Here is a 23892-nt window from a genome sequence, read left to right on the forward strand (position 1 = left end):
TCCCCCTGGATTGAGCGACTATCCGGCCGCTTTCACGATCTCGGCCCAACCGGCCTCGTCGATCACTTCGATCCCGAGTTCGGCGGCCTTTTTGAGCTTGCTGCCCGCACCCGGCCCGGCGACCAGCAGGTCGGTCTTCGAACTGACCGAGCCGCTGGCCTTGGCGCCCAGGCGTTCGGCCTGCGCCTTGGCCTCGTCGCGGCTCATCGTCTCGAGCTTGCCGGTAAAGACCACGGTCTTGCCGCTGACCGGGCTTTCCTTCGTCTCCACCTCGTAGCGGGGCGGGTCGACGACGCCCTTGCCCGGTTCCTCACCGATCAGATCGTTCCAGACGGTGCGATTGTGCTCTTCGTGGAAGAAGTCGGCGAGTGCATGGCCGACCGCGGTCCCGATGCCATCGGTGCGGACCTCGAATATCCTCTTCACCGCTTCGGTCATGCGGGTGTTGAAGGGGCTTTCCTTCTCGTCCTCACCGCGCGGATTGTCCGACCGGTAGGCATCGAATTCACCCGCCTTTCGCGGCAACAGGCGGATATCGCCCAATCCCTTCATCAGATCGCGCGCGGTGACCGCGCCGACATGGCGGATACCGAGGCCGAACAGCAGCCGCGCAGCATCCGGTTCGCGCCGGGCTTCCACAGAAGCCAACAGGTTGTCCACAGACCGCTCCTTCCACCCGTCGAGCGCGAGGATGTCCTCGCGGCGCTGCTTGAGGCGGAAAATGTCGGCGGGGCTTTCGAGCCAGCCGAGCGCGAAGAACTGGTCGATCGTCTTCTCGCCCAGCCCGTCGATGTCGAGCGCCCCGCGCGAGACGAAATGTTTCAGCCTTTCAGTGCGTTGCGCGGGACATATGAGACCGCCTGTGCACCGCACGTCGACCTCGCCCTCCTCCGCCACCGCCTCGCTGCCGCATTCGGGGCAGCGGTCGGGGAAGACGAAGGGTTCTCGGGTTTCGTCGCGTGTGAGGTTATCCACAAGCTGTGGAATAACGTCGCCCGCACGCTGGACGACCACGCGATCGCCCGGGCGCACGCCCAACCGCGCGATCTCGTCGCGATTGTGCAGCGTGACATTGGTCACCGTCACCCCGCCCACCAGCACCGGCGCGAGACGACCCACCGGCGTCAGCTTGCCCGTGCGCCCGACCTGGATATCGATGCTCTCGAGCGTGGTCTCCGCCTGCTCGGCCGGAAATTTGTGCGCCAGCGCCCAGCGCGGTGCCTTGGCGACGAATCCGAGGCGCTGCTGGTAGTCGAGCCGGTCGACCTTGTAGACGACGCCATCGATCTCATAAGGCAGCGTCGCGCGCTGCGCAGCGATCGTCTCGTAATGCGCGAGGATGTCGCCTGCGCTGTCGAAACGGGCGAACAGCGGCGAGACGGGCACACCCCAGCGCTCGATCCGGCGCACGACCTCCTCCTGGCTCTCACCCGGCACATCGGACGCCGCGCCCCAGCCATGCGCCCAGAACTTGAGCGGTCGCTGCGCGGTTACGCTGGCATCCTTCTGCCGCAGCGATCCGGCGGCGGCATTGCGCGGATTGGCGAATTGGCGGATCTTGGACGGGTCGAACTCCTCGCCCTTCTCCTCGGCCAAGGCGCGCGCATCGTCCATCAGCCGCGCATTGAGCGCCTCGAAATCGGCGCGGGCCATATAGACCTCACCGCGAATCTCGAACACCTCCGGTGCATCGCGATCCAGCTGCTGCGGGATATCCGCGATGTGCGCGACATTGGGCGTCACGTCCTCGCCCACCTGTCCGTCGCCGCGTGTGGCGGCGCGAACCAGCCGGCCTTGTTCGTAGCGCAGCGAGCAGGACAGCCCGTCGATCTTGTCCTCGGCGGTGAAGGCTACCGGATCGTCTTTGGACAGCGACAGGAACCGCCGCACGCGCGCGACCCATTCCTCGACCTCCTCGGCATTGAAGGCATTGTCGAGGCTCATCATGCGAACCTCGTGGCGAACCTTGGAAAGCGGCGAGGCGGATGCGGTGTGCCCGACCTTCCGGCTGGGCGAATCCGCGCGCACCAGATGCGGAAACGCCGCCTCCAGCTCCGCATTGCGCCGCACCAGCGCATCGTATTCGGGGTCCGAAATCTCGGGCGCATCCTCGGCATGATAGAGCCGGTCGTGCTTCGCGATCGCCTTCGCCAGCCGCATCAATTCGTTGGCGGCTTCGGCCTCGGTGATGTCGAGCGCCATCAAAAAGCCCCTTCTTCTTCAGAGGAGGGGGTTTGGGGGTGGTGATTGGACCCGCTCGGCCAGCGATCCGCAGTTTCGTCGAGCACGCTTTTCAACTTCTCCAGCACCCCATCGAGATTTCGTATCACCTGATGGTTGGTAAACCTCAGGGTCGTAAAGGCATGGTCGCGAAACATCGCCATATCGCGTTTCGTATCCTCTTCGGGATCGTGGGTATCGCCGTCCACTTCGATCACCAGCCCTTTGGCCGGGCAGAAGAAATCGACGATCCGGTTTCCAATCACGACCTGGCGCCTGAATTTGAAACCACCCAACCTGCTGCCACGTAACTCCTGCCACAAGCGCCGCTCGGGTTCTGGCATGTCGCGGCGCATACGCGCGGCTCTGGCCCGCAGCGTCTCTGGCGAGACGCCACCACCCCCAACCCCCTCCTCTGAAGAAGAGGGGGCTTTGGGAGCGCCCATCACACCCCCTCCAGCAGCCGGTCGGCCTGCGCGCGCGCTTCGGGCGTGACCTCGGCGCCGCTCAGCATCCGTGCGATCTCTTCCTGGCGGCCGGCTTCGTCGAGCAGCGCGACGCTGGTCTTGGTCACCGTCCCGTCGGAGCTTTTGGCGATCATGTAATGCGTGCGTCCGCGCGCGGCGACCTGCGGGCTGTGGGTGACGGCGAGCAATTGCCCGTCGGCCGAAAGCCGCGCGAGCCGCTCGCCGATCGCGCTGGCGACCGCGCCGCCGACACCGCGATCGATCTCGTCGAAGATCACCGTCGCCGCCCCGCCCTGTTCGGCCAGCGCAACCTTCAGCGCGAGGATGAAGCGCGACAATTCGCCCCCGCTCGCAATCTTGGCGAGCGGCGCGAAATCGGCACCCGGATTGGTCGCGATGAGGAATTCGACCGCGTCCATCCCATGCGCGCCCCACTTGTCCTCGGGCAATTCTGTCACCGCCGTCCTGAATCGCGCGGCATCGAGCTTGAGCGGGGCGAGCTCGCGCGCGACCGCCTCGTCGAGCCGCAACGCCGCCGCCACCCGCGCGCCATGCAGCGCCTCGGCCTCGGCGCGATAGCGCGCTCCCGCATCCTTCGCCGCCGCCTCGAGCGCGTCGAGCTGCGCCTCCCCACCCTCGATGCTTTCGAGCGCCGCGCGCATCTCGCGCATCCTGGCGGGCAGTTCGTCGACTTCGCAGCGGTGCTTGCGGGCCAGCGCGCGCAATTCGAACAGCCGCGTTTCGGCGGCTTCCAGCTCTGCCGGGTCGTGGACCAGCGCCTCGGCTGCCGCCTCTAGCCTGTCCTCCGCCTCGCCCGCCTCGATCACGGCCCGGTCGAGCGCGGCGAGCGCTTCGGCGAGCAGCGGGTGTTCGGGCGCGATCCGGTCGAGCCGCCGCGCCGCCACGCGTAAGCTCGCGAGCGGCGAATCCGAGCCTTCCCACAGGTGACGCAATTCCTCCAGATCGCCCGAAAGCTTCTCGCCCTTCTGCATGTCCGCGCGGGTTTCGGCGAGCCGCGCTTCTTCGCCGGCCTTGGGTTCGAGCGCGGTCAGTTCGGAAAGATGCGCGAGCAGCAGGTCCTGGTCGGCCTTGGCCGTTTCGACCGCCTCGCGCGCTTCGGCAAGCGCATCCTCGGCCTTGCGCCAGGTGGCCCACGCAGCCGCCAGCCGGGCGGTGTCGGCCCCGGCGAACCGGTCGAGCAGCGCACGGTGGCCGCGCGGATTGACGAGCCCGCGGTCGTCGTGCTGGCCATGGAGTTCTACGAGATACCCTGCCATTTCGCGCAGCAGGCCGACGCTAACCGACTGGTCGTTGACGAAGGCCTTGCTCTTGCCGTCGGCCTTCAATTGCCGCCGCACGATCAGCGGCTCGCCCTCCTCGATCGCGATATCGGCATCGTCGAGCAGATCGGCCAGGCCGCGCGGCAAATGGTTGAATTCGAAGGTCGCGGTGACGCTGGCCTTGTCCTCGCCGTTGCGCACCAGCCCGCTGTCGGCACGGTTGCCGAGGACGAGGCCGAGCGCGTCGAGCAGGATCGACTTGCCCGCACCTGTTTCGCCCGTGAGCACGCCGAGCCCGCGCCCGAAGGCAAGGTCGAGCGCCTCGATCAGCACGATGTTGCGGATGGATAGCCGGGTCAGCATGCCGCTGCTTCCTAGCCAATGCCGCACCTCAAGTCAGCATGTCGCGAACGGCAATCGACAAGCTTGGTTGCCGAACAATCTTCTGCGCGCATAAACGTCGAATTAGCATTTGGCGCAATAGGACCGTCAGGTGAGCTTGGGACGCACTATCGTCGGCCTGCTTGGGCCGGACATCCCCGCGCATCTGCGCGAGGATTTCACCATGCTCACGGCGCATCACATGCGCGGCCAGGCGCGGCTGCTGTTCGCCGGTTTCATTCTCAGCCTGCCGATGGCGGTCTACGGGGCGAGCCCGGGTGCCGGCCCACTGGTCGCCTATGGCCTGCCGCTGGTCATTTTCGCGCTGTGTACGCTCGGCCTCGTCGTGCTCCACGATCCCGCCCGATACGAAGAAAGCAACGCGGATGCGCGCAAGGCCATCGGTCTGGTGTGGCAATTGTGCCTGGCAACCGCGACCATCGGCAGCATCTGGTGCATCGCCAGCTGGGCAAGCGCGCCGGTCGAGACGCGCATCTATTATCCCGCGATCATGTCGCTGGGCGCCCTTACGCTGGGCTATTGTCTGACCGCAGCCCGCGGTGTCGGCCTGTCGGTGCTGCTGGTGACGCTAGGCCCTGCGGCCGTCGTGCTGGCCTCGACCGGCGAGCCGATGAACCTCGTCCTCGGAATTTCGATGGTGCTGGCGATCGGGTTCCAGGTAACGATGATGAAACGGCATCAGAGCCTCCTGTTGAACCTCGTCGAGGAGCGCTACAATTCCGCTCGCCTGGCACGCCGCGATCCGCTTACCGGCCTGTCCAATCGCCGCGCGCTGATGGAGCGGTTCGAAGATCTTGCCGCGCGGGAGCGAAGAGTACGCCTGATGGTGGTCGACATCGATCGCTTCAAAGCGATCAACGACCGCTACGGCCACGATGTCGGCGACGAAGTGCTGCGCGCCTTTGCCCAACTCGTGCAGATCCATGCACGCGGCGGAATCTGTGCCGCAAGACTGGGAGGCGAGGAATTCGCGCTGCTGGCCCCGGTCGAGGCGCTGGATTCGGCGATCGCGCTGCAATTGCTCGTCGAAATTCGCGGAGCCTACATGCCGCATGGCGAGCCGATCACCGCGAGTATCGGCGTGGCCGAGGGCGACATCGCCGGCGCGGCGGATTGGACCGCGCTTTACGGCCGTGCGGACCGGGCCCTCTATCGCGCGAAAAACGAAGGACGGAACCGGGTCATGGCGTCAGGCGAAACACAGCAGCCGCCGGAGCAATGCGGCGAACTGGAGGCCATGCGCGCCTGACGCGGCGATCAGCTCGGGCTCACGCCCGCAGCGTGATCCTGCACCAGCTCATACGCCTTGTCGTACCATTCATTGCCCGGATAGTTCGCGCCGAGCACGGCGGCATATTTCACCGCCTCCTCGGGAATGCCGAGCGCGAGGCTGGTCTCGGTCAGGCGGTAGAGCGCTTCGGGCGCGTGGCTGGTGGTCTCGTAATTGTCGACCACGTTCTGGAAGCGGATCTGCGCCGCGATCCATTTGCCCGAACGTTCGTAATGGCGGCCGATTTCCATTTCCTTGCCCGCGAGGTGGTCGCGCACGAGGTCGATCTTGAGCCGCGCATCGGCGGCATAATCGGTGTTGGGAAAGCGGCGGTTGATCTCGTTCAGCGCCGTCAGGGCCTGGTCGGTGATCTTCTGGTCGCGCTGCACGTCGCTGATCTGCTCGTAATAGCTGAGCGCGATCAGGTAGAAGGCATAGGGCGCGTCCTTGTTGCCGGGGTGGATCTGCAGGAAGCGCTGGGCTGCCTGGATCGCCTTGTTGTAATCCTTGGCGACGTAATAGCTGAAAGAGCTCATCAGCTGGGCGCGGCGGGCCCAGGGCGAATAGGGGTGCTGACGCTCGACCTCGTCGAACAGGGCGGCCGCGATTTGCGCCTGCCCCCGGTCGAGGCGGCGCTTGGCCTCCCAATAAAGCGTTTCCACATCGCGCGCGACATAGGCGGTATCCTGGGGGCCATTGTCGCGGCCCGCACATCCGGCGGTGAGAAGCGTCGCACCCGCGAGCGCGGCGCCGAGGATGAGCTTGATCGGGGAACGGGTCTGGATCGTCATGGGAAGCAGCCTATAGCCAGCGTCCCCATGAACGCCAAGTGAAGTTCGCGCCGCTGTCCCCCGGCAGCGGCAAGCAAGACCCTAGGCCGTTGCGGATCGCCCCATTTCGCCGCCCACGATTTCCTCGGGCGCATCCCACAGCAGGTGGCGATTATCCAGCATGACGAGGTTGGCGCTGCGGATCACCTCGCCCTTGGTGCGATAGCCGAGCAGCTTTTCCGCCTGCGTATCGGGGTTGCTGATCAGCACGCGCAGTTCTTCGGAGGTGAAGTCGCTCAGGCCGCGCGCCCGCTCGATCCCCTTGCTGTCATAGATATGCAGCACATCGCCGCGCGTGAAATCGCCGGTCATCGAGATAATGTCTTCGCGGCGGATCGGACGGTCGCCGCTGAGCGCCGCCGCAGTGGTGTCCGAAATCACGATGCTACCCGCCATCTGCAAGCGATTGGCGATCCAGCTGTCCCAGCCCGACAGCGGATTGGGATGCGGCAGGATCTTGGTCGCGCGGCGCGTCCCGTCGAGCACGTTGGAAACCGGCCGGTCGACCTCGCCCTGCGCGATCCAGGTGGTCACGCCCGCTTCCTGCGCCATGTTGGCGGCCTGCAGCTTGGTACCCATTCCGCCGGTGCCCAGCGTGCTCTTGCCCTTGGTAGCGTCCATATACATGCCGACGTCTTCCACCTCGGGCACGAATTGCGCCTCGGGATCGTCGGGATTGCGGTCGTAAAGGCCGTCGACGCCGGTAAGGATGACGAAATCGTCCGCGCCGACCATCTGCGCGACCTTGGCCGCCAGCCGATCGTTGTCGCCGACGCGAATCTCCTCGGTGGTGATCGTGTCGTTCTCGTTGACGATCGGGACGACGTCGGATTCGAGCAGCCGGTGCACCGTGTTGCGCGTGTTCAGGAAGCGGCGGTGATCCTCGAAATCGCCCAGCGTCAGCAGGACCTGCGCGATTTCGAATCCGAACTCATGCCCCACCTGCTTGTAGGCATTGAGCAGCAACGGCATTCCGCAGGCGGCAGCGGCCTGCTTGTCGGAAACTCCGGCGCTTTCGGGCGTTTCCCCGATGATGCGCAGGCCCAGAGCGACCGAACCGGAGGAACACAATATGACGTTGGAGCCCTCCGCGCGCAGCTGGGCAATGTCTTCCAGCAGCCGCTGAAGGAAACCGTAGCGGGGCGTGAGGAGGTCCTGGTTGGCGAGGAGCGCAGAACCGATTTTGACGACGATGTTTCGCTTTTGGGTCATGATTTTCGAATGTTGCTTAGGCTTGAAATTTCTTGCGTGCAATATAGATAGAGGTTGTGCACTGCACAACCGGATTTTCAAGAATATCGGCATTCATTCGAAAGGACCGATACATATAGAAGAGGATTGTATTCGATATAGTTAAGGGAAATAACTACGTCGATCTCAACTCCATATTCAAGAACAGGCAAGATACAACAAGAGCTGCTGCGCTCGGAAACGGATTTTAGTCATTACGAAAACTGCTTGCATTGTCGGATGCGGAAAAATGGGGTCCGCATTACTTTCGCAATGGGTCGAAGGGCCCGAAACCATCACCGTCGTCGATCCGGCCGGCAGCGACGTTCCCGAGGGTGTAGAGCTGGTCGCAGACCGGGCCGATGTTGCCGACCGGCGCTTCGACCTGATCATCGCGGCCGTAAAGCCGCAGCTGATCGACGACATCCTCGCCGACTATGCAGAGCTGCTCGCGCCCGGAGGCTACGTGCTTTCGATCGCAGCGGGCTATTCGGCCGAGCGCTTGTCGCAATTGATGGGCGGCGCGCCCGTGATCCGCACCATGCCCAACCTGCCCGCCGCCATCGGTCGCGGGGTCAGCGGCATCTGCCCCGGCCCGCATGCGACGACGGATCACACAGCGCATGCAGAAGGCTTCATGCGCCGCGCCGGATCCACCATCACCGTCGATAGCGAAGAGAAGCTCGACCGCGTGACCGCGGTCGCCGGTTCCGGCCCGGGCTACGTCTTCGAGATCGCCCGCGCCTATGCCGAGGCCGCGATGGCACAGGGATTCGACGAGGACGAAGCACGCGACATGGTGCTCGGCACCATCGGCGGCGCGATCGCCATGGCCAGCGAGCCGGGTGCGCCAAGCCTCGAGGACCTCCGCAATTCGGTGACCAGCAAAGGCGGCACTACCGCTGCGGGCCTGAACGCGCTCAACGGCGACGGTGGCCTATCGACCCGCCTGCATGATACATTGCAGGCGGCTTACGACCGGGCGGTCGAGCTGCGCTGATCGCAGCGCCTCCCGCCCCCGCACGAAACAGAAGAGAAGAGACCATGACCGACCAAGCACTCGACCCGCAAATCCATATCCACGACCTCGGCCAGCGCGCTCGCCAGGCTGCGCGCGGCCTGCTCGCCGCCAGCACGGAGGCGAAGAACACCGCATTGCGCGAAGCGGCCAAGGCCCTGCGCGAGCGGACGGCCGAACTGCTCGCAGCCAATGCCGAAGATGTCGAAAGCGTACGCGGCACCAAGCCCGACAGCTTCATCGACCGTCTCGCTTTGAGCGAGGACCGTGTCGAGGGCATGGCGGGCGCGCTCGAGGAAATCGCCGAGTTGCCCGATCCCGTCGGTCGCAAGCTGGCGACGTTCGAGCGGCCCAACGGCCTTACCATCGAACGCGTCGCCGTGCCGATCGGCGTGATCGGGATGATCTACGAATCGCGCCCCAATGTCGGCGCCGATGCCAGCGCTCTGTGCCTCAAGAGCGGCAATGCCGTGATCCTGCGCGGTGGCAGCGAGAGCCGCCATTCGACCCGCGTGATCGTCGAATGCATGCGCGCCGGGCTAAAGGCCGCGGGCCTGCCCGAAGATGCGGTGCAGACCGTCCAGACCACCGATCGCGGCGCTGTCGCCGCACTGCTCAAGGCCGATGAATTCGTCGACCTCGTGATCCCGCGTGGCGGGCGCGGCCTGGTCGAGCTGGTGCGCGACCAGGCGAGCGTTCCCACGCTCCTCCACCTCGACGGCAATTGTCACAGCTATGTCCACTCCGCAGCCGATATCGACAAGGCGGTCAGGGTCATTCGCAACGCAAAGCTGCGCCGTACGGGCGTGTGCGGGGCGACCGAAAGCGTGGTGGTCGACCGCTCTGCGGCCGAGGCCTTCATTCCCAAATTCGCCGATGCGATGGCCGGCGATTGCGAGCTGCGCGGCGATGCCGACGCGGTCGCGATCGACGACCGGTTGAAGCCCGCCAGCGAGGACGACTGGGGTACCGAATATCTCGATCCGATCGCTTCGGTTAAGATCGTTGACGGACTTGAAGAAGGCATCGCCTGGGTCGACGAGCATTCGAGTCATCATACCGATGCGATCATCACCGAGGACGACGATGCAGCGCGCCGGTTCATGACCGCGATCGACAGCGCGATCGTGATGCACAATGCCAGCACCCAGTTTGCCGATGGCGGCGAATTCGGCATGGGCGCCGAAATCGGGATCGCCACGGGCAAGATGCACGCGCGCGGACCCGTCGGTCTCGAACAGCTGTGCAGCTTCAAATATCTCGTCCACGGCGAGGGTCAGACACGCCCGTAAACCTGCCAGTCGCGCGCGCGACTGGAGAAATCGCCGAATTTCCTTTATCTTCCTCCCTGGTCGCATCATGCGTTTTCCGGGGAGGAACACGTTATGACACCCAAGGAAATCATGGGCGCCATGCTGCTGGCAGGTGCCACCTGCCTGCCGTCGGCAGCGCTACAGGCCGAGACGCTGGCCGAGCTCGACGCCCTGTCCGATGCCGCGCAGGACGAGCGCGGCGGGATCGAGGCCGCGCAGGCACTCGCCCGGCAAGGCGCCTATCTCGAGGCGCTGGCGACGCTGGAACGCATGCTGGCGGTCAATCCCAAATCCGCCGAAGGGCGGCTGCTGCATGCACTCTACCTGTGCCGGATCGACGATATCCGCGGCGGGCTGGTCGAGATCGACAAGCTGAAAGAGCGCGAATTCGGTCGCGAAACGCTCGCCGATGCCCGCAGCGCCTGCGAAGCCGGTGGAGAGGTGCAGTGATGGGCGCACCGTTGAAAATCACCGCCATGCTCGTCGCGGGCGGCATGCTTGCCACGCCACTTTCCGCGCAGCAGCGGGTCGAGGTGGGCAATGCCTCCACCGTCGTCGGGGACGTGCGGATGAGCAATGCGCAAATCCGCAAACCCGCGAAGATCCAGCGCAAGCAGCGCATCGCCTGGGGCGATCTGATCGACACGGCCCGAAAATCGCAATTGCAGATCCTCCTGCTCGACCGCTCCAGCTTCGGCATCGGCGCGAGTTCGCGCGTGCGGATCGATCGCTTCGTCTACGACCCGAACGAAGGGCGCAGCTTCTTCGCCACCTTCGTCAAGGGCGCGCTGCGCTTCTTCTCGGGCAGCGCGGAAGGCGACAACAGCGGCGAAATCCAGACACCCTCGGGGCGGATCGGCATTCGCGGCACCGCGCTCGACATGCTGGTCGGCGAGGAAGCCGAAGATATCGCCGAGGACGAGGAGTTCGTCGGCAATGTCGACAGCGACAGGGACGAGGCGACGCTGGTCGTGCTGCGCGGGCCGGGTGCGGGAACCGCGGGCGGCCTCACCGTCGGGCAGGCCGAAGTCAGCGCTGCGGGCAAGACCGTGCTGCTCGACCAGCCGGGCCTCGCCGCCTACATCCCGCGCGACGGCGCCCAGCCGATCGGGCCGTTCTTCATCTCGAGCCCCGGCCTGGCGCAAGTGCAGGACCAGCTCCAGCCAGAGGTTGCCCGCGCGGCGAGCGGTGGCGGCGGCTTGCTGCGCGCGCTGCTCCCGATTGCGGGAGCCATTGCGGTCGGCGCGCTGCTCAGCGGCAGCAACGGGGACGACGATGAAGAGCCCGACGACCGGACGCAGGACCACAATCGCAACCAGTCGAACAATTATCGCAATCGGTAGGCGCGCCGCGCCTACGTAGAGCTATTTGCTGGTGGCCTGGTAGACCCCGTCCCATTCGGGTGGCGGCGAGTCGCTGCGCAGCGCTTCGATCCGCTCGCGTATGAGGGCGCACAGTTTCGGAATGCCCAGCGCCGCATAATGGTCCTCCGCCTTGGCCAGGATCGCATCGGCCAGGTCCCAATCCTGCGCGCGATAAGCTACGAGCATGTCGTGATGGGCGGCGGACAATCGTGCGAAATCGGCTTCGCTCGAACGCGCCTCATCGCCCAGCAGCGCGAAGATCGTCTCCGGCGCATCGCGACCTACGACGCGCACGCGATCCAGCTCGATCAGCGCGAAACCCGGCAGTTCTTTCGCTAGCGCGCTTCCGGTAACGATCGGCACGCCATATTGCTTGGTCAGCCCTTCCATGCGCGAGGCCATGTTCACCGTATCGCCGATCAGCGAATAGGACAGCCGCTGGCGCGAGCCCATGTTGCCGACGCAGCACAATCCCGAATTGAGCCCGATCCCGATCCCGACCTCGCCCGGCCAGACCACGCCCTTGCGGGTCGGCATGGTCCGGTTGAGCTCTTCGACCATCGCAACCATTTCGAGCGCGGCGCGCGCGGCGTTGCGGTGGTGGTCGGGATCGTCGAGCGGGGCATTCCAGAAGGCCAGGATGGCATCGCCGATATATTTGTCGAGCGTGGCTTTCCGCGCGAGCAGGATCTCGCTCATCGGGGTGAGGAATTCGATCAGGAAGTCGATTACCTCGCGCGGGGAATAGCGCTCCGACATGCGGCTGAAACCGCGGATGTCGCACATCAGCACGCTCATGTCGCGTTCCTCGCCGCCCAGTTCGAGCTGGTCGGGATCGGCGGCGATACGGCGGACCATCTCGGGCGAGAGATAACGGTCGAATGCCGAATGGATATAGGCGCGCTGACGCTCCTCTCGGTAGAAGACGGCGACCGTCTGCACCGCATAGACCGCGACCAGCGCCAGCACCGGCCAGGTCGGGTCAAGTAGATATTGCGCGCGGGTGAAGGCCAGCCAGCTTCCCCCGGCGACGAGCGCGATCCCCGCGATGACCGCCACCGCACCCAGCGTCGCGCCCAGGCGGGGGAGCAGCAATGCCAGCACTCCACCCAGCCCCAGCACGAGCACGAGTTCGAGTCCGAAGGCCCAGTCGGGCCGCTCGAGGAAATGGCCGGCCAGCATTTGCTCGACCCCGGCGGCATGGACGGTCACGCCCGCGACCCGCTCGGCCACCGGGGTCGAGACGAGATCCTGCAGCCCCGCAGCGCTCCCGCCGATGAAGACGATCCGCCCGCGCACCGCTTCGGCCAGCGCGGCATCGTCGATAGCCCCATCGATGATCTGCCAGGCCGGCAGCGACGCCCGCTCGGTGGCGGGGAAATGCACCCACATCTCGCCGGCATCGGTGACCGGGATTTCGCGCCCCGCCAGCCGCACGGCCACCGCCGCCCCGCCCGCCCCCTGCGTTTCCCCGCTGCCATCGCTGGCGAGGAGATTGGGCGAACCGGCTCCTTCGGCGACCCGCACCGCCTCGAGGCCCAGCGAAGGCACCAATACGCCGCGATGGATCGCGACCAGCGGTATCCGGCGAACGATCCCGTCGGCATCGCTTTCCAGACTGACGAAACCGCTGCCCCGGGCGGCCCCTTCCAGGACCGCGAGCGGTTGGATCGCACCCGCATAGCCGGGCACGTCGCGCGATGGCAGCGAACCGTGCAGCGTGAAGCTCGCTTTCGGCTCGATCGCACCGCCGCGCGGCTCGCGGTCGAGGAAATAGGCGGTGACCACGGGTCTTGCGGAAAAGCTCTGCGCCAGCAGCGCATCGTGCGACGGCAGGTCCGCAAGCCTCTCGCCGAGGTCGAGCGAGGCGGTCAGTTGCTCGGGCGAAGTGCGGTCGGGTTCGGAAAAGACGATGTCGTAGACCACCGCCGCGGCGCCCGCATCCGTCAGCCGCTCGGTAAGCGTGACCAGCTCGGTGCGCGGCCAGGGCCACTGACCGAGCCGCGCGATGGAGGCTTCGTCCACATCGACCACCGCCACCCGCTCCTCGCCGGGCAGGTCGCGGGGAGCGGCGCGCTGGTAGGCATCGAACACTGCCAGCCCCACGCGTCCCAACGCCCCCGGCTGCGCCAGCTGGAGCACCACCACCAGCGCCAGCGCGATCAGCCCCGCAAGGATCGCAGGCGCATCGCGCAGGCCGCGCAGGCGTTCGAGCATCGTCGGGCCTCCCTCCCCCCAATCCTATTGCGCTTTTTCGCCGGGGCAAGAGAGCTTGGTTTTCGAACCGGGTGGGTTTTTGGTTTGCCAACCGACCTCCGTCGGTTCGTCCTCGCTAGACGTGCAGCAAGCTGCACCCGCAGGGGCCCGTAGCGAAGCGGAGGGACAGCCCCGAGGACGAACCCGCGGAGGCGGGTACGCAAAACAAGAACTCTCTCCCCTCCCTCCCCCGATTTTCCTACTCGCGCCGAATCTGCTTCATCCTGCGCAATGAGCAACGACCCGAAATCCCCTTCCACCCTCCCCAGCTTCACCCCGGTCCCGCGCAAGAAGGACCGTTCGAACGGATGGAAGCCGCATGTCCAGCGCGCCTTCATCGAGGCGCTGGCCGATACCGGCTCGGTCGCTGCCGCCTGCCGGATGGTCCGCCGCAGCACGGTCGGCGCCTACCATTTGCGCCGCCAGCCCGGCGCCGAGGAATTCGCCGCCGCATGGGAAGCCGCGCTCGATCTCGGCATGCGGCGGATCGAGGACACCGCGATGGACCGCGCGCTCAACGGGGTGGAGGTGCCCGTCTACAGCTACGGCAAGCTCGTCGGCACGCGCACCGTCCACAACGACCGCCTGCTGATGTTCATGCTGCGAAACCGCGCGCCCGAGCGCTTTGCGGAAGGCCGCCCCAAGGCCCTCAACGCGGTCGGCCGGATGGAGGAGGAGCGGCTGAAGAAAAAGTGGCGCGCCGAATGGGAGGCCGAGCAGCGCCGCGTCTCCCCCTCCGAGGTGCGCGCCAGCATCGAGCGCAAGGTCGAGGCCTTCCGCCGCCAGCAGGAGATGACGCTGAGCCCCCGCACCCTCGCCGCCCGCGCCGAATTCGAACGCCTGCGCGACGAAGACGCCGCCCGCGGCTACCGGCCAGTGAGGACCCCGAGCACCCGATGTATGTCGACCGCGAGCACGCCTCCCGCGAACCCGACCCGATGCCCCTACCCCCGCCCGATTGGGCTAAGCGCGAGGCGGAGGAGGAGCCGGAGGCCCCGGAGAACCCGCGCCGACGCTCGCTCAAGGATGAGGGGTGGGAGTGAAACCCCGCGCCTGGCACAGGCGATTGCACCAGTAATCGCGAAACGGCGCGTGGCGGCCTAGATGAAAACGCCGCAGGCGAAATGCCGAACAGGCCTAGAACAGCCACGCCCATAGCCAGACCAACCCTGGCCCAAATGCCGCCACGCCGATCAGACACGCCTCCAGGTTCACCCAGAGGGTCGATCCTCTCCGCTCTTCTTTCTCGCTGGGTTGGTCCATTGGCTCCGCCTCTTTGTTTCAAGAGGCTGGACCGGTCCGCAAAGCCGGGTGTTCGTAACCCCGCACGTACGTCGGAGCGCCGCCACCTTTAGGCGGACCCTGGACATGCGTGACGGCCACCCGGCCGAAATTTGTTCGACCGGTGTACGTATTGGGAGGTTACGACGCCTCACAGCGGGAATTGGCCCGCTGCACGACCGGCATTAGCGCGCAGGCACAGCTTGGGCAATCGGGCTGGCCGATGCCATTGCCTATGCCGAAGGCGATACGACCAAGGGTCGCATCACCGCTGGACCTTCCTGTCCCCGCGCAGGCGGGGATCGAAGCCATCCGCGCCAAGACGTGAATTTTGTTGTGACCACACTATCTTCGTATGATGGTGGATAACCGCACGAAAGAGAGCCGCAGCAGGTTGATGTCGCGGATCGGCTCAAAGCATACCAAGCCCGAGCTCGCTGTCCGCTCTATGCTTCACAGCATGGGATATCGCTTTAGGCTTCATCGAAAGGAGCTTCCGGGCAAACCGGACATCGTTTTCATCGGCCGCAAGAAAGCGATCTTTGTGCACGGATGTTACTGGCATGGTCACGGTTGTAAGATTGGTAAGCCACCAAAATCGAATCTGGAATTCTGGCTGCCAAAAATCGCGCGGAATCGTGAGCGTGACGCTCAGAAAAGGTCCGAATTGGAGCAGATTGGCTGGCAGGTCGAAGAAGTTTGGCAATGTGAAATCAAGGATTTCCAAGTGCTTGCGGAGCGTTTGCAAACCTTCCTCGGACCCAAGAAAGCGATCGACATCCGCTAAATGTTCTGCTAACGTTCCAGCGTTAGTCAGGCAGAGGAGTTGATTATGCGTCCCATAGGAGTCGACCTTTTTGCTGGTGCAGGTGGAATGAGCCTAGGCTTCGAGCAGGCAGGATTCGACATCAAAGCCGCAGTCGAAATCGACCCTGTTCATTGTGCTACGCACAAGTTTAATTTTCCAAAATGCGCTGTGATCCCTCGTTCGGTCGAGGGCTTGAAGGGTAGCGAAATTCGCGTGGCGGCAGGTCTCGGCAACCGCACTGTGGATGTGGTTTTCGGCGGGGCGCCTTGCCAAGGCTTCTCGATGATCGGGCAGCGTGTTCTTGACGATCCTCGCAATCGACTAGTGCGCGACTTTTTACGCATCGTCTCGGAGCTAGATGCCACTTATTTCGTATTCGAGAACGTGAAAGGGTTGACTGTCGGGAAACATCGAAAGTTTCTCGACGAATTCATCGAATATGCTGATGACCTTGGCTATCAGGTCCGCCAGCCATGGCAGGTTCTTGATGCTGCAAACTATGCCGTGCCCCAACATCGCGAACGCCTAATTCTTCTCGGTGCGAAGAAAGGTGAAACGCTTCCAAAATATCCAATGCCTTGGACCAATCCTGCCGACGGGAAGCGGAGAACTTATGAAGGTCTACCGCTCGGTCCCTCGGTAGCAGACGCGCTAAGCGACGTTCCAGATGCCGAAAAATTCGAAGAGTTGCGGAATACCGACGAAGTGACCATTGACGACTGGGTTGAAGGCTCGACCTATGCGCTCGAAATGCGTTGCAGAACAAATTCGGCTTGGCACCTCGGAGAGATCCGTGATTGGGATCGCAAACTGCTCACCTCGAGCGCAAGAACAGAACACACGGAAATCTCTCGCCGGCGCTTTTCGAAAACAGCCGGTGGAGAAACAGAGCCAATTTCACGGTTTTACAAGCTTCATCCCAAGGGTCTCAGTAACACCCTTCGGGCCGGTACAGACGGCGCCCGAGGTGCCTTCACTAGTCCTCGCCCAATCCACCCCAAGTACAACCGATGCGTCACCGTTAGAGAAATGGCGCGGCTACATGGCTACCCCGATTGGTTCCGTTTCAACGAAACTAAATGGCACGGCGCGAGGCAAATCGGCAATTCAGTCCCGCCGCCGCTCGCGCGCGCCATTGGTCATCAAGTCATCAAAGCTATGGAAGTGTTGATCGGTGAACCAGAAGAAACGATCCACCTTGGAGATGACGCCCTTCTCAGGTTCACCGTCGGACAGGCTGCCGAATTCTTCGGCATCGATGCACCGCCCTCGAAGCGCACTCATAAAAGCGGCGCTAAAAAGCGAAAGCAGGAAGAAATCGAAGCTCAAATGCTTAAGCGAATGAATGGATAGAGACCATGGCGTCTGCTAAGACCGAGGTTATAGAATATCTCGGAAAGAAATATCTTGCCGATCCAAATAAATTTTCAGTCGTGACAAATGATGACATTGCAAACGCAATCGACCACCTCGGCGCAGATTTAAGCAAGAGAAACCCCGCCAATTTTCTTAAGGACATAATTCGTAACAAACGGGCCAATGAGAATTGGCCAAAATTTTTGAAAGACAAGCAGATCACGGCTCGTCAGCGCTATGGTCAGAAGCGCGTGCTCCAATTTTATCCGTATGACGCCGGCCAAACTGTGCCCTTCCCGGATGAGTTTGGTCCTGACGGAGACACAAATGATTACCTTATACAAACAGCATCTCTGCCGTTCATATCCAGGCAACTCGGGCGGACCGAAGAAACTTGGCTAACACAAATAGCCGTGAACTTGCGATTAGTCGAAACACAATTGTCGATCTTCACTAAAGACCCAAACATTGCGGATTTGCGAGATGTATCGTTTCTTCAGACTGGGATCAAAACACAGCCCGAGATCGATGCCGGCTATGTGGCAAGCGCGTCCGATGGTGAGGGGCAAGAGTTTGCGTTCTATGTGACCTGTGAGGTCAAGCAACGAGTAGAAAGAATTCTGCTTGATCAGATTCGCGAGCAGGTAATGAAAGCGTTTCAAATAACAAAAAATCTAACTGAGCCAACGATCAAGGCAGTGAAACCATTTGCCATGCAATCGCTCGCCGCTTCAGATGTTAGCGGCCTCGAAGAAACTGAGATTGGGTTCTATGTTATTGAATTTGAGAATGTTTTGCGCGAAGAGTTTGAAGGTCAGGTCTTAAACTCAACTGACGATGAAGCACTATACTCACTGGAACTGAAGAGGTGCTCGAGTACATTGTATCGTTGCCGACCGCCCATTACCGCGTTGAGGTAGCTCCAGTTCCACGACTTTCTTGCCCGCAGGATGCCTCCTGCGGGATGCTCACATTCCTCCACGCCTACGCGGGGACAGGCCGCCATTCGGGCGCGCCCGCATCCTCAGAATGAGGGCTACTCTTCACCCATGCGTAGCGCGGCGATGAAGGCTTCCTGAGGGATCGACACGTTGCCGTACTCCCTCATCCGGGCCTTCCCCTTTTTCTGCTTTTCCAACAGCTTTTTCTTGCGCGTGATGTCGCCGCCATAGCATTTCGCCGTCACGTCCTTGCGCAGCGCGGCGATGGTTTCGCGGGCGATGATCTTGCCGCCGATCGCGGCCTGGATCGGGATCTTGAACAGGTGGCGCGGGATGAGGTCTTTCAGCCGCTCGCACATGCCGCGGCCGCGCTCTTCCGCCACGCTGCGGTGGACGATCAGCGATAGCGCGTCGACCGGCTCGTTGTTGACGAGGATGTTCATCTTCACGAGGTCGCCTTCGCGCAGGCCGATCTGTTCGTAATCGAAGCTGGCATAGCCGCGGCTGATCGATTTGAGGCGGTCGTAGAAGTCGAACACCACCTCGTTCAGCGGCAGCTCGTAGCTCACCTGCGCGCGGCCGCCGACATAGGTGAGGTCGGTCTGGATGCCGCGGCGGTCCTGGCACAGCTTGAGGATGGCGCCGAGATATTCGTCGGGCGTGTAGATCACCGCCTTGATCCACGGTTCCTCCACCGCCTCGATCCGGTTGACGTCGGGCCAGTCGGCGGGGTTGTGGATGTCGATGACCTTGGCGTCCTCGGTCTTGGTGTGGGCGAGGTGGACGCGGTAGACCACGGACGGGGCCGTGGTGATGAGGTCGAGGTCGTATTCGCGGGAGAGGCGTTCCTGGATGATTTCCAGGTGCAGCAGGCCGAGGAAACCGGCGCGAAAGCCGAAGCCCAATGCGGCGCTGCTTTCCATCTCGTAGCTGAAGCTGGCATCGTTGAGGCGCAGCTTGCCGATGCTCTCGCGCAGTTTCTCGAAATCGGCGGCGTCGACCGGGAACAGGCCGCAGAAGACCACGGGCTGGACTTCCTTGTAGCCCGGCAGCGCCGTGTCCGCCCCGCCCTTCACCGTGGTGATGGTGTCGCCCACGCGGGCCTGTTCGACTTCCTTGATCTGCGCGGTGATGAAGCCGATTTCGCCGGGGCCGAGCTCGGGCAAATCGGTGCGCTTGGGGGTGAAGCAGCCGACGCGGTCGATCAAATGCTGCGTGCCGCCCTGCATGAACCTGACCTGCTGGCCCTTGGTGATGACGCCGTCCATCACGCGCACGAGGATGACGACGCCGAGATAGGGATCGTACCACGAATCGACGAGCATGGCCTTGAGCGGTGCGTCGCGGTCGCCCTTGGGGGGCGGGATGCGTTTGACCAGCGCCTCGAGCGTTTCCTCGATGCCGATGCCGGATTTTGCCGAGGTGAGGACGGCGCCGCCTTCCTCCCACGGGCCGGTGGCCTCGATGCCGACGATCTCCTCGATCTCCTCGGCCACGCGCTCTGGCTCGGCGGCGGGGAGATCGATCTTGTTGATGACGGGGACGATCTCGTGGTCGTGCTCGATCGACTGGTAGACATTGGCGAGCGTCTGGGCCTCCACGCCCTGCGCGGCGTCGACGACGAGGAGCGCGCCTTCGCATGCGGCGAGGCTGCGGGAAACCTCATAGGCGAAGTCGACATGGCCGGGCGTGTCCATGAGGTTGAGCTCATAGGTCTCGCCATCGCGCGCGGTGTAGTCGAGGCGCACGGTCTGCGCCTTGATGGTGATGCCGCGCTCCTTCTCGATGTCCATGTTATCAAGGACTTGCTCGGACATCTCGCGGTCGGTCAGCCCGCCGCAGTGCTGGATCAGCCGATCGGCCAGCGTGGACTTGCCATGGTCGATATGCGCGATAATCGAAAAATTGCGGATCTTGGAAAGGTCAGTCATTGCGAGCGCCCTTTAGCCGCACAGAAACCCCCTGTCAGCTAGCAAAGCGCGCGTAGCAACTTCCCTGCCGCCCAGGTGGTTTTCGACCGAGCAACGCGGGCCAATCCGCTAAGGCCCATGCCACGCGACGCACGCGCTTGCCTAGTCGCGAACGGATTACGATCCGCGGCTGGCGCCGGGTTTGGGTGTGCCGACTTCGACCTCGACGAATTTCTTAGGCGCGCCGGCGCCCATCCGCTCGGCCATGATAAGCGAATAGGGATCGTGCGGCAGCGCGGCCAAGGGGCGACCGGCTGCCTCTATTTGATAAGGCGAAACCCGATGGCGGGTGCACAGGCCATCCGCGCCGTCGCTGATCAGCGGGGTTTCGAACTTTACTCCCTGCACCGATCCCTTGGACCGACGCACCGTCGCAACGGCCAGCTGGCCACCGCCGAGATCGAGCACCACCTGCGTCCCCAAGGGCACTTCCAGCAGACCTTCGATCATCGCCCCCGTTTTCGAGAGGTTGCGCATCACCACCTTGTAGCGACTGTCTTCGTGGATCAGCCCGATCCGACGGAACACCTTCTTGCGATCGGCGCGGTACTTCGCCGGCCCCCTGGGTTCGTATTTGATCTTTCCTTCCTGCAGGCGGCCGAGGAAATCGTCATTGGTCAGGGCACGGGAGAAAATCTGCCCCTGGATCAGAGTCGCTCCGCGTTCGGTGACAAGATCCAGCTCGTCCTTTGCCTGAACCCCTTCGGCCACCGTTTCCATGTTGAGAGCTCCGGCGAGGCTGACGATCGCGCTGAGGATGGCAGCGTTGTTATTGCCTTCTTCGGTCGCGCCGCGAACGAAGCTCTGGTCGATCTTGATCTTGTCGAATGGCGCGGTGCGCAAATAGCTGAGCGAGCTATAACCCGTTCCGAAATCGTCGAGTGCAAGTTTGACGCCCAGCGCCTTGAGCTTGCCAAAGATGATCTCCGCACGGCCCGCATCGCCGAGAAACACGCTCTCGGTAATTTCGAGTTCGAGGCGCTCAGGCTCGAAATCGGTATTGTCCAAGGCGTTGCTGACGACCTGCGGAAAATCGTCATCCGCAAATTGCACGGCCGAAACATTGACCGCTACGCGCAGGTCGACGGGCCATTGTTTCGCCTGGCGGCAAACCTCGTTCAAGGCCCACTCGCCCATTTCCTTGATGATTCCGACCTCTTCGGCGACAGGAATGAACTCCGCGGGAGAGATTTCACCGCGATCGGGATGTTCCCAGCGCATCAACGCTTCGCAACACCGGACCTCATGCGTTTTGGCGCAGACCAGCGGCTGGTAATGCATCGAAAGTTGACCGTTCTCGATCGCGTCGCGCAGGTCTTCTTCGATCCGGCGGCGGTTCTTTGCGCCGTCCTTGAGGTCGCTTGAGTAGAAGCGATACTGGCCACGGCCCCCACCCTTGGCAGCATGTAGAGCAAGATCGGAAGCCGCAGTGAGTTCCTCGGCTTCGAGGCCGTCATAAGGAGCAATGGCAATACCGGCCGACGTCCCGACGATCGCACGCGTGCCGTTGAGCGAATAGGGCTGCGAGACCATCTGGATCAGGCGTTGAACCAGTTCGCCGAGTGCGCCGCGATCATCCATATCGGGCAGAATGATCTGGAACTCGTCACCCCCCGGTCGGCCGATTTCGCCCTTGTTGTCGACGATGCGCCCGAGCCTCGTGGCGACCTGTTTGAGCAATTCGTCGCCAGCCTGGTGCCCGAGCGTTTCGTTTACTTGCTTGAACCGGTCCAGGTCGAGCATCACCAGCGCACAGGTGCGCTTCGAATTGCGGTAGGCCTTGAGCGTCTCGGTCAATCGCCTGGTAATCCGATGTCGATTGGCAAGGCCCGTCAGCGGATCATATTGCGCAAGACGTGCGGCATCGCGCTGGCTCTCCCGCGTGGCAGTAATGTCCTTTGCGCTGCCGCGGTAGCCGGTGAAGCGCTGCTTGTCGTCGAATTGCGGTTTGCCGGCAATTTCCCACCAGACTTCCTGCCCCTCGACAGCCAGTCGAACATTGAGCCCGCTGATCGAGTTGCGCGCGCCCAAGAGGAAGGCAAGCGGACGTTCGGCCTTGTCCGGATCTCCGGCTCGTTCGGGAATGAACAGCTCGCCGAGCGGCTTCCCGATCGCCTCGCCATCGGTCCAGCCGAGCATTCGGGCGGCATTGTCGGATAGATAGATGAGCCGTCCCTGGGCGTCGGTTGCCCAGAACCGGCCGAGGCCGGCAGCCTCGAAGCTGTCGAGGAGTTCGACCCGGCGAACGGCGTCGGATGCGACAATCGGGTTTACCGGCGCATTCTCCGGCGCGAAATCTCCATCGGCAACTGCCCGTGCCGATCGTGAGAAGAACCCTCCCATCTGCTATCGAACTCCCAACTGAAAACTCTCGGGTCTCGTCTCTGACGCCTTGCGCCAATCGTCATCTATAGAGACGATATCTTTCCAAACGGATAACCATGTCTGCACTGACCTTCTGCGAGATTGCGTTATCTTGCCAGTCATGCGGCACATGTGCATTGAGTGCTGGTCTTGTGGGAGAGGGGCATGCGTCACATCGCTATCGTGGGTTCGGGACCGGCGGGCTATTACACGGCGGAAGCGGCGGTGAAGAAATGGGGCGAAAACGCGCGCATCGACGTATTCGACAGACTGCCGGTGCCTTTCGGCCTGATCCGGACCGGTGTCGCCCCCGATCACCAGTCGATCAAGGCCGTTGCGCGGCGATACGAAAAAACTGCGGTAGGCGACACGGTGCGTTTCGCTGGCAATGTTACCGTCGGCAAAGACATTTCGATCGCCGAGCTTCGAGAGCTCTACGATGCCGTCGTGCTGGCTACCGGCGCGCCAAGTGACCGACCGCTGAATATCGAAGGGGCGGACGCGAAAAACGTCGTCGGCAGCGCAGCCTTCGTCGGGTGGTACAATGGCCATCCCGAATTTGCCGCGCTCGACCCGGATCTCTCGGGGCGGCACGCCGTGGTGATCGGCATGGGCAACGTCGCACTCGATGTCGCGCGCATACTGTCCAAGACCGAGGCTGAATTCGCCGGTTCGGACATAGTCGCCCATGCCCTCGCCGCGTTACAAGCGAGCAAGATCGAAACGGTAACGATTCTCGGTCGGCGCGGTCCGCACCAAATCATGATGACGCCCAAGGAATTGGGAGAATTGCTGCATTTGGAGCGCGCCAGCCCGCGTGTCGATCCGGCCGACCTGCCGCCGGTGGAAGACGATGCGATTCTCGAGCCCGGATTGCGCAAGTCGGTTACGCTGCTCCGCGAATTCGCAGCGATCCCGGAAAGCATCCATGGCGAGAAGCCGCTTTCCCTGAACTTCGACTTCTTCGCCAACCCCAATGCGATCGTCAGCGAGGGAGGAAAGGTCACCGCGATCGAGGTGGAGCGGACCACGGTGGAAGCCGGGCGTGCGGTCGGCACGGGAGAAGTCTATCGCCTCCCCGCCGATCTGGTGGTGACTTGTATCGGGTATCAGACGAACACCATCGAAGGTGTCCCCTTCGAAGAACGCGCGGGGAGGTTCGCCAATGACGATGGGCGGATCCTGCCCGGCCTCTATTGCGTCGGCTGGGCCAAGCGTGGGCCAAGCGGGACGATCGGGACCAACCGGCCCGACGGCTACGCGGTAATCGATCTCGTCGATCAGGATTTTGCGTCCTCCTCGCGAAAGCGCGGACGCGAAGGCTTCGACGAGCTGGCCGAGGCGCGCGGGCTCGACGTGGTTTCTTTCCGCGACTGGCAGAAGATCGAGGAAGCCGAAATCGCCGCCGCGCGAGAAGGCGCTCCGCGCGAGAAATTCGTCGATGTCGAAAGCATGATTGCCGCGCGCAGCGGATAGGGCTCGCTTGCATTGCTCGTCCGTACGCCGCATGACCCGTGGGACA

The 23892-nt window shown here is 63.2% G+C and carries 18 protein-coding genes; 10 read left to right on the plus strand and 8 right to left on the minus strand.

All coding sequences use genetic code 11. The features are described from left to right. Positions 1–18 precede the first annotated feature (18 nt). From ligA to recN, 3 genes are read right to left on the minus strand one after another with little or no spacing between them, the layout of a single operon-like run. Positions 19–2202, minus strand: coding sequence for an NAD-dependent DNA ligase LigA (gene ligA, locus ASS64_RS02960; RefSeq protein WP_067689594.1), 2184 nt, complete (start codon positions 2200–2202; stop codon positions 19–21). Beyond that, entirely contained in the window at positions 2202–2666 is a 465-nt protein-coding gene (locus tag ASS64_RS02965; RefSeq protein WP_083508129.1) for an endonuclease domain-containing protein, read from the minus strand. Before ASS64_RS02965 ends, ligA begins: the two co-directional genes overlap by 1 nt. Continuing rightward, positions 2666–4330 (minus strand): DNA repair protein RecN, encoded by a 1665-nt coding sequence (recN, locus tag ASS64_RS02970; protein ID WP_067689600.1) that lies wholly within the window; start codon positions 4328–4330, stop codon positions 2666–2668. Before recN ends, ASS64_RS02965 begins: the two co-directional genes overlap by 1 nt. A 130-nt stretch (positions 4331–4460) precedes the next feature. On the opposite strand from recN, the gene ASS64_RS02975 reads away from it, so the two are divergent. Then, entirely contained in the window at positions 4461–5618 is a 1158-nt protein-coding gene (locus ASS64_RS02975) for a diguanylate cyclase (RefSeq protein ID WP_067689603.1), read from the plus strand. 8 nt (positions 5619–5626) lie between these two features. On the opposite strand, the gene ASS64_RS02980 is transcribed toward ASS64_RS02975, so the two are convergent. Then, the gene (locus tag ASS64_RS02980) at positions 5627–6430 is read right to left on the minus strand and encodes an outer membrane protein assembly factor BamD (RefSeq protein ID WP_067689606.1); all 804 of its coding nucleotides are present in this window, start codon (positions 6428–6430) and stop codon (positions 5627–5629) included. Between the two features lie 81 nt (positions 6431–6511). Then, complete coding sequence (gene proB / locus ASS64_RS02985) at positions 6512–7681, minus strand: glutamate 5-kinase (RefSeq protein ID WP_067689609.1); 1170 nt, start codon at positions 7679–7681, stop codon at positions 6512–6514. Between the two features lie 250 nt (positions 7682–7931). Between proB and ASS64_RS02990 the strand changes: the two genes are divergently transcribed. The 4 genes from ASS64_RS02990 (at position 7932) to ASS64_RS03005 (ending at position 11373) form a co-directional block, all read left to right on the plus strand. After that, positions 7932–8699: a pyrroline-5-carboxylate reductase gene (locus ASS64_RS02990; protein ID WP_255356013.1), complete on the plus strand. Its 768-nt coding sequence runs from the start codon at positions 7932–7934 to the stop codon at positions 8697–8699. A gap of 44 nt (positions 8700–8743) precedes the next feature. Beyond that, positions 8744–10009 carry a glutamate-5-semialdehyde dehydrogenase gene (locus tag ASS64_RS02995; protein WP_067689615.1) on the plus strand — a complete coding sequence of 422 codons (1266 nt, stop codon included), beginning with the start codon at positions 8744–8746 and terminating at the stop codon, positions 10007–10009. A 93-nt stretch (positions 10010–10102) separates the two neighbouring features. Continuing rightward, the gene (locus ASS64_RS03000) at positions 10103–10480 is read left to right on the plus strand and encodes a hypothetical protein (protein WP_067689618.1); all 378 of its coding nucleotides are present in this window, start codon (positions 10103–10105) and stop codon (positions 10478–10480) included. After that, entirely contained in the window at positions 10480–11373 is an 894-nt protein-coding gene (locus ASS64_RS03005) for a FecR domain-containing protein (protein WP_067689621.1), read from the plus strand. The genes ASS64_RS03000 and ASS64_RS03005 overlap by 1 nt, the downstream gene beginning before the upstream one ends. Before the next feature lie 21 nt (positions 11374–11394). Here ASS64_RS03005 and ASS64_RS03010 read toward each other — a convergent pair whose 3' ends face one another. Continuing rightward, positions 11395–13611, minus strand: coding sequence for a CHASE2 domain-containing protein (locus tag ASS64_RS03010; protein WP_067689624.1), 2217 nt, complete (start codon positions 13609–13611; stop codon positions 11395–11397). A gap of 270 nt (positions 13612–13881) precedes the next feature. Between ASS64_RS03010 and ASS64_RS03015 the strand changes: the two genes are divergently transcribed. From ASS64_RS03015 to ASS64_RS03030, 4 genes are all read left to right on the plus strand, one after another. Continuing rightward, positions 13882–14754 (plus strand): hypothetical protein, encoded by an 873-nt coding sequence (locus tag ASS64_RS03015; RefSeq protein ID WP_067689627.1) that lies wholly within the window; start codon positions 13882–13884, stop codon positions 14752–14754. Positions 14755–15286: 532 nt separating this feature from the next. Beyond that, a complete protein-coding gene (locus tag ASS64_RS03020; protein ID WP_234002296.1) occupies positions 15287–15718 on the plus strand; it encodes a very short patch repair endonuclease in 432 nt (143 codons plus the stop codon). Between the two features lie 45 nt (positions 15719–15763). Next, a complete protein-coding gene (locus tag ASS64_RS16290) occupies positions 15764–17092 on the plus strand; it encodes a DNA cytosine methyltransferase (protein WP_083508130.1) in 1329 nt (442 codons plus the stop codon). Between the two features lie 5 nt (positions 17093–17097). Then, on the plus strand, positions 17098–18015 hold the full coding sequence (locus tag ASS64_RS03030; protein ID WP_067689632.1) for a hypothetical protein: 918 nt from the start codon (positions 17098–17100) through the stop codon (positions 18013–18015). Between the two features lie 116 nt (positions 18016–18131). Here the strand turns inward: ASS64_RS03030 and lepA are convergent, their stop codons facing one another. Both lepA and ASS64_RS03040 read right to left on the minus strand, forming a co-directional pair. After that, positions 18132–19967 (minus strand): translation elongation factor 4, encoded by a 1836-nt coding sequence (lepA, locus tag ASS64_RS03035; protein WP_067689635.1) that lies wholly within the window; start codon positions 19965–19967, stop codon positions 18132–18134. Between the two features lie 156 nt (positions 19968–20123). Then, positions 20124–22349: an EAL domain-containing protein gene (locus ASS64_RS03040; protein ID WP_083508131.1), complete on the minus strand. Its 2226-nt coding sequence runs from the start codon at positions 22347–22349 to the stop codon at positions 20124–20126. Positions 22350–22535: 186 nt separating this feature from the next. Here ASS64_RS03040 and ASS64_RS03045 point away from each other — a divergent pair, with 186 nt between their 5' ends. Continuing rightward, positions 22536–23846: an FAD-dependent oxidoreductase gene (locus tag ASS64_RS03045; protein WP_067689638.1), complete on the plus strand. Its 1311-nt coding sequence runs from the start codon at positions 22536–22538 to the stop codon at positions 23844–23846. Positions 23847–23892 lie beyond the last annotated feature (46 nt).

Source organism: Erythrobacter sp. AP23 (assembly GCF_001542855.1).
Classification (GTDB): Bacteria; Pseudomonadota; Alphaproteobacteria; order Sphingomonadales; family Sphingomonadaceae; genus Qipengyuania.

Excerpts from the sequence above, each read along its gene's own strand:
- ASS64_RS16290 (WP_083508130.1), top strand. The coding sequence starts at position 15,764 with ATGCGTCCCATAGGAGTCGACCTTTTTGCTGGTGCAGGTGGAATGAGC.
- ASS64_RS03015 (WP_067689627.1), top strand. The coding sequence starts at position 13,882 with ATGAGCAACGACCCGAAATCCCCTTCCACCCTCCCCAGCTTCACCCCG.
- ASS64_RS03045 (WP_067689638.1), top strand. The coding sequence starts at position 22,536 with ATGCGTCACATCGCTATCGTGGGTTCGGGACCGGCGGGCTATTACACG.
- ASS64_RS02965 (WP_083508129.1), bottom strand. The coding sequence starts at position 2,666 with ATGGGCGCTCCCAAAGCCCCCTCTTCTTCAGAGGAGGGGGTTGGGGGT.
- ASS64_RS03000 (WP_067689618.1), top strand. The coding sequence starts at position 10,103 with ATGACACCCAAGGAAATCATGGGCGCCATGCTGCTGGCAGGTGCCACC.
- lepA (WP_067689635.1), bottom strand. The coding sequence starts at position 19,967 with ATGACTGACCTTTCCAAGATCCGCAATTTTTCGATTATCGCGCATATC.
- recN (WP_067689600.1), bottom strand. The coding sequence starts at position 4,330 with ATGCTGACCCGGCTATCCATCCGCAACATCGTGCTGATCGAGGCGCTC.
- ASS64_RS02995 (WP_067689615.1), top strand. The coding sequence starts at position 8,744 with ATGACCGACCAAGCACTCGACCCGCAAATCCATATCCACGACCTCGGC.
- ASS64_RS03010 (WP_067689624.1), bottom strand. The coding sequence starts at position 13,611 with ATGCTCGAACGCCTGCGCGGCCTGCGCGATGCGCCTGCGATCCTTGCG.
- ASS64_RS03020 (WP_234002296.1), top strand. The coding sequence starts at position 15,287 with ATGATGGTGGATAACCGCACGAAAGAGAGCCGCAGCAGGTTGATGTCG.
- ASS64_RS03030 (WP_067689632.1), top strand. The coding sequence starts at position 17,098 with ATGGCGTCTGCTAAGACCGAGGTTATAGAATATCTCGGAAAGAAATAT.
- ligA (WP_067689594.1), bottom strand. The coding sequence starts at position 2,202 with ATGGCGCTCGACATCACCGAGGCCGAAGCCGCCAACGAATTGATGCGG.
- proB (WP_067689609.1), bottom strand. The coding sequence starts at position 7,681 with ATGACCCAAAAGCGAAACATCGTCGTCAAAATCGGTTCTGCGCTCCTC.
- ASS64_RS03005 (WP_067689621.1), top strand. The coding sequence starts at position 10,480 with ATGGGCGCACCGTTGAAAATCACCGCCATGCTCGTCGCGGGCGGCATG.
- ASS64_RS03040 (WP_083508131.1), bottom strand. The coding sequence starts at position 22,349 with ATGGGAGGGTTCTTCTCACGATCGGCACGGGCAGTTGCCGATGGAGAT.
- ASS64_RS02980 (WP_067689606.1), bottom strand. The coding sequence starts at position 6,430 with ATGACGATCCAGACCCGTTCCCCGATCAAGCTCATCCTCGGCGCCGCG.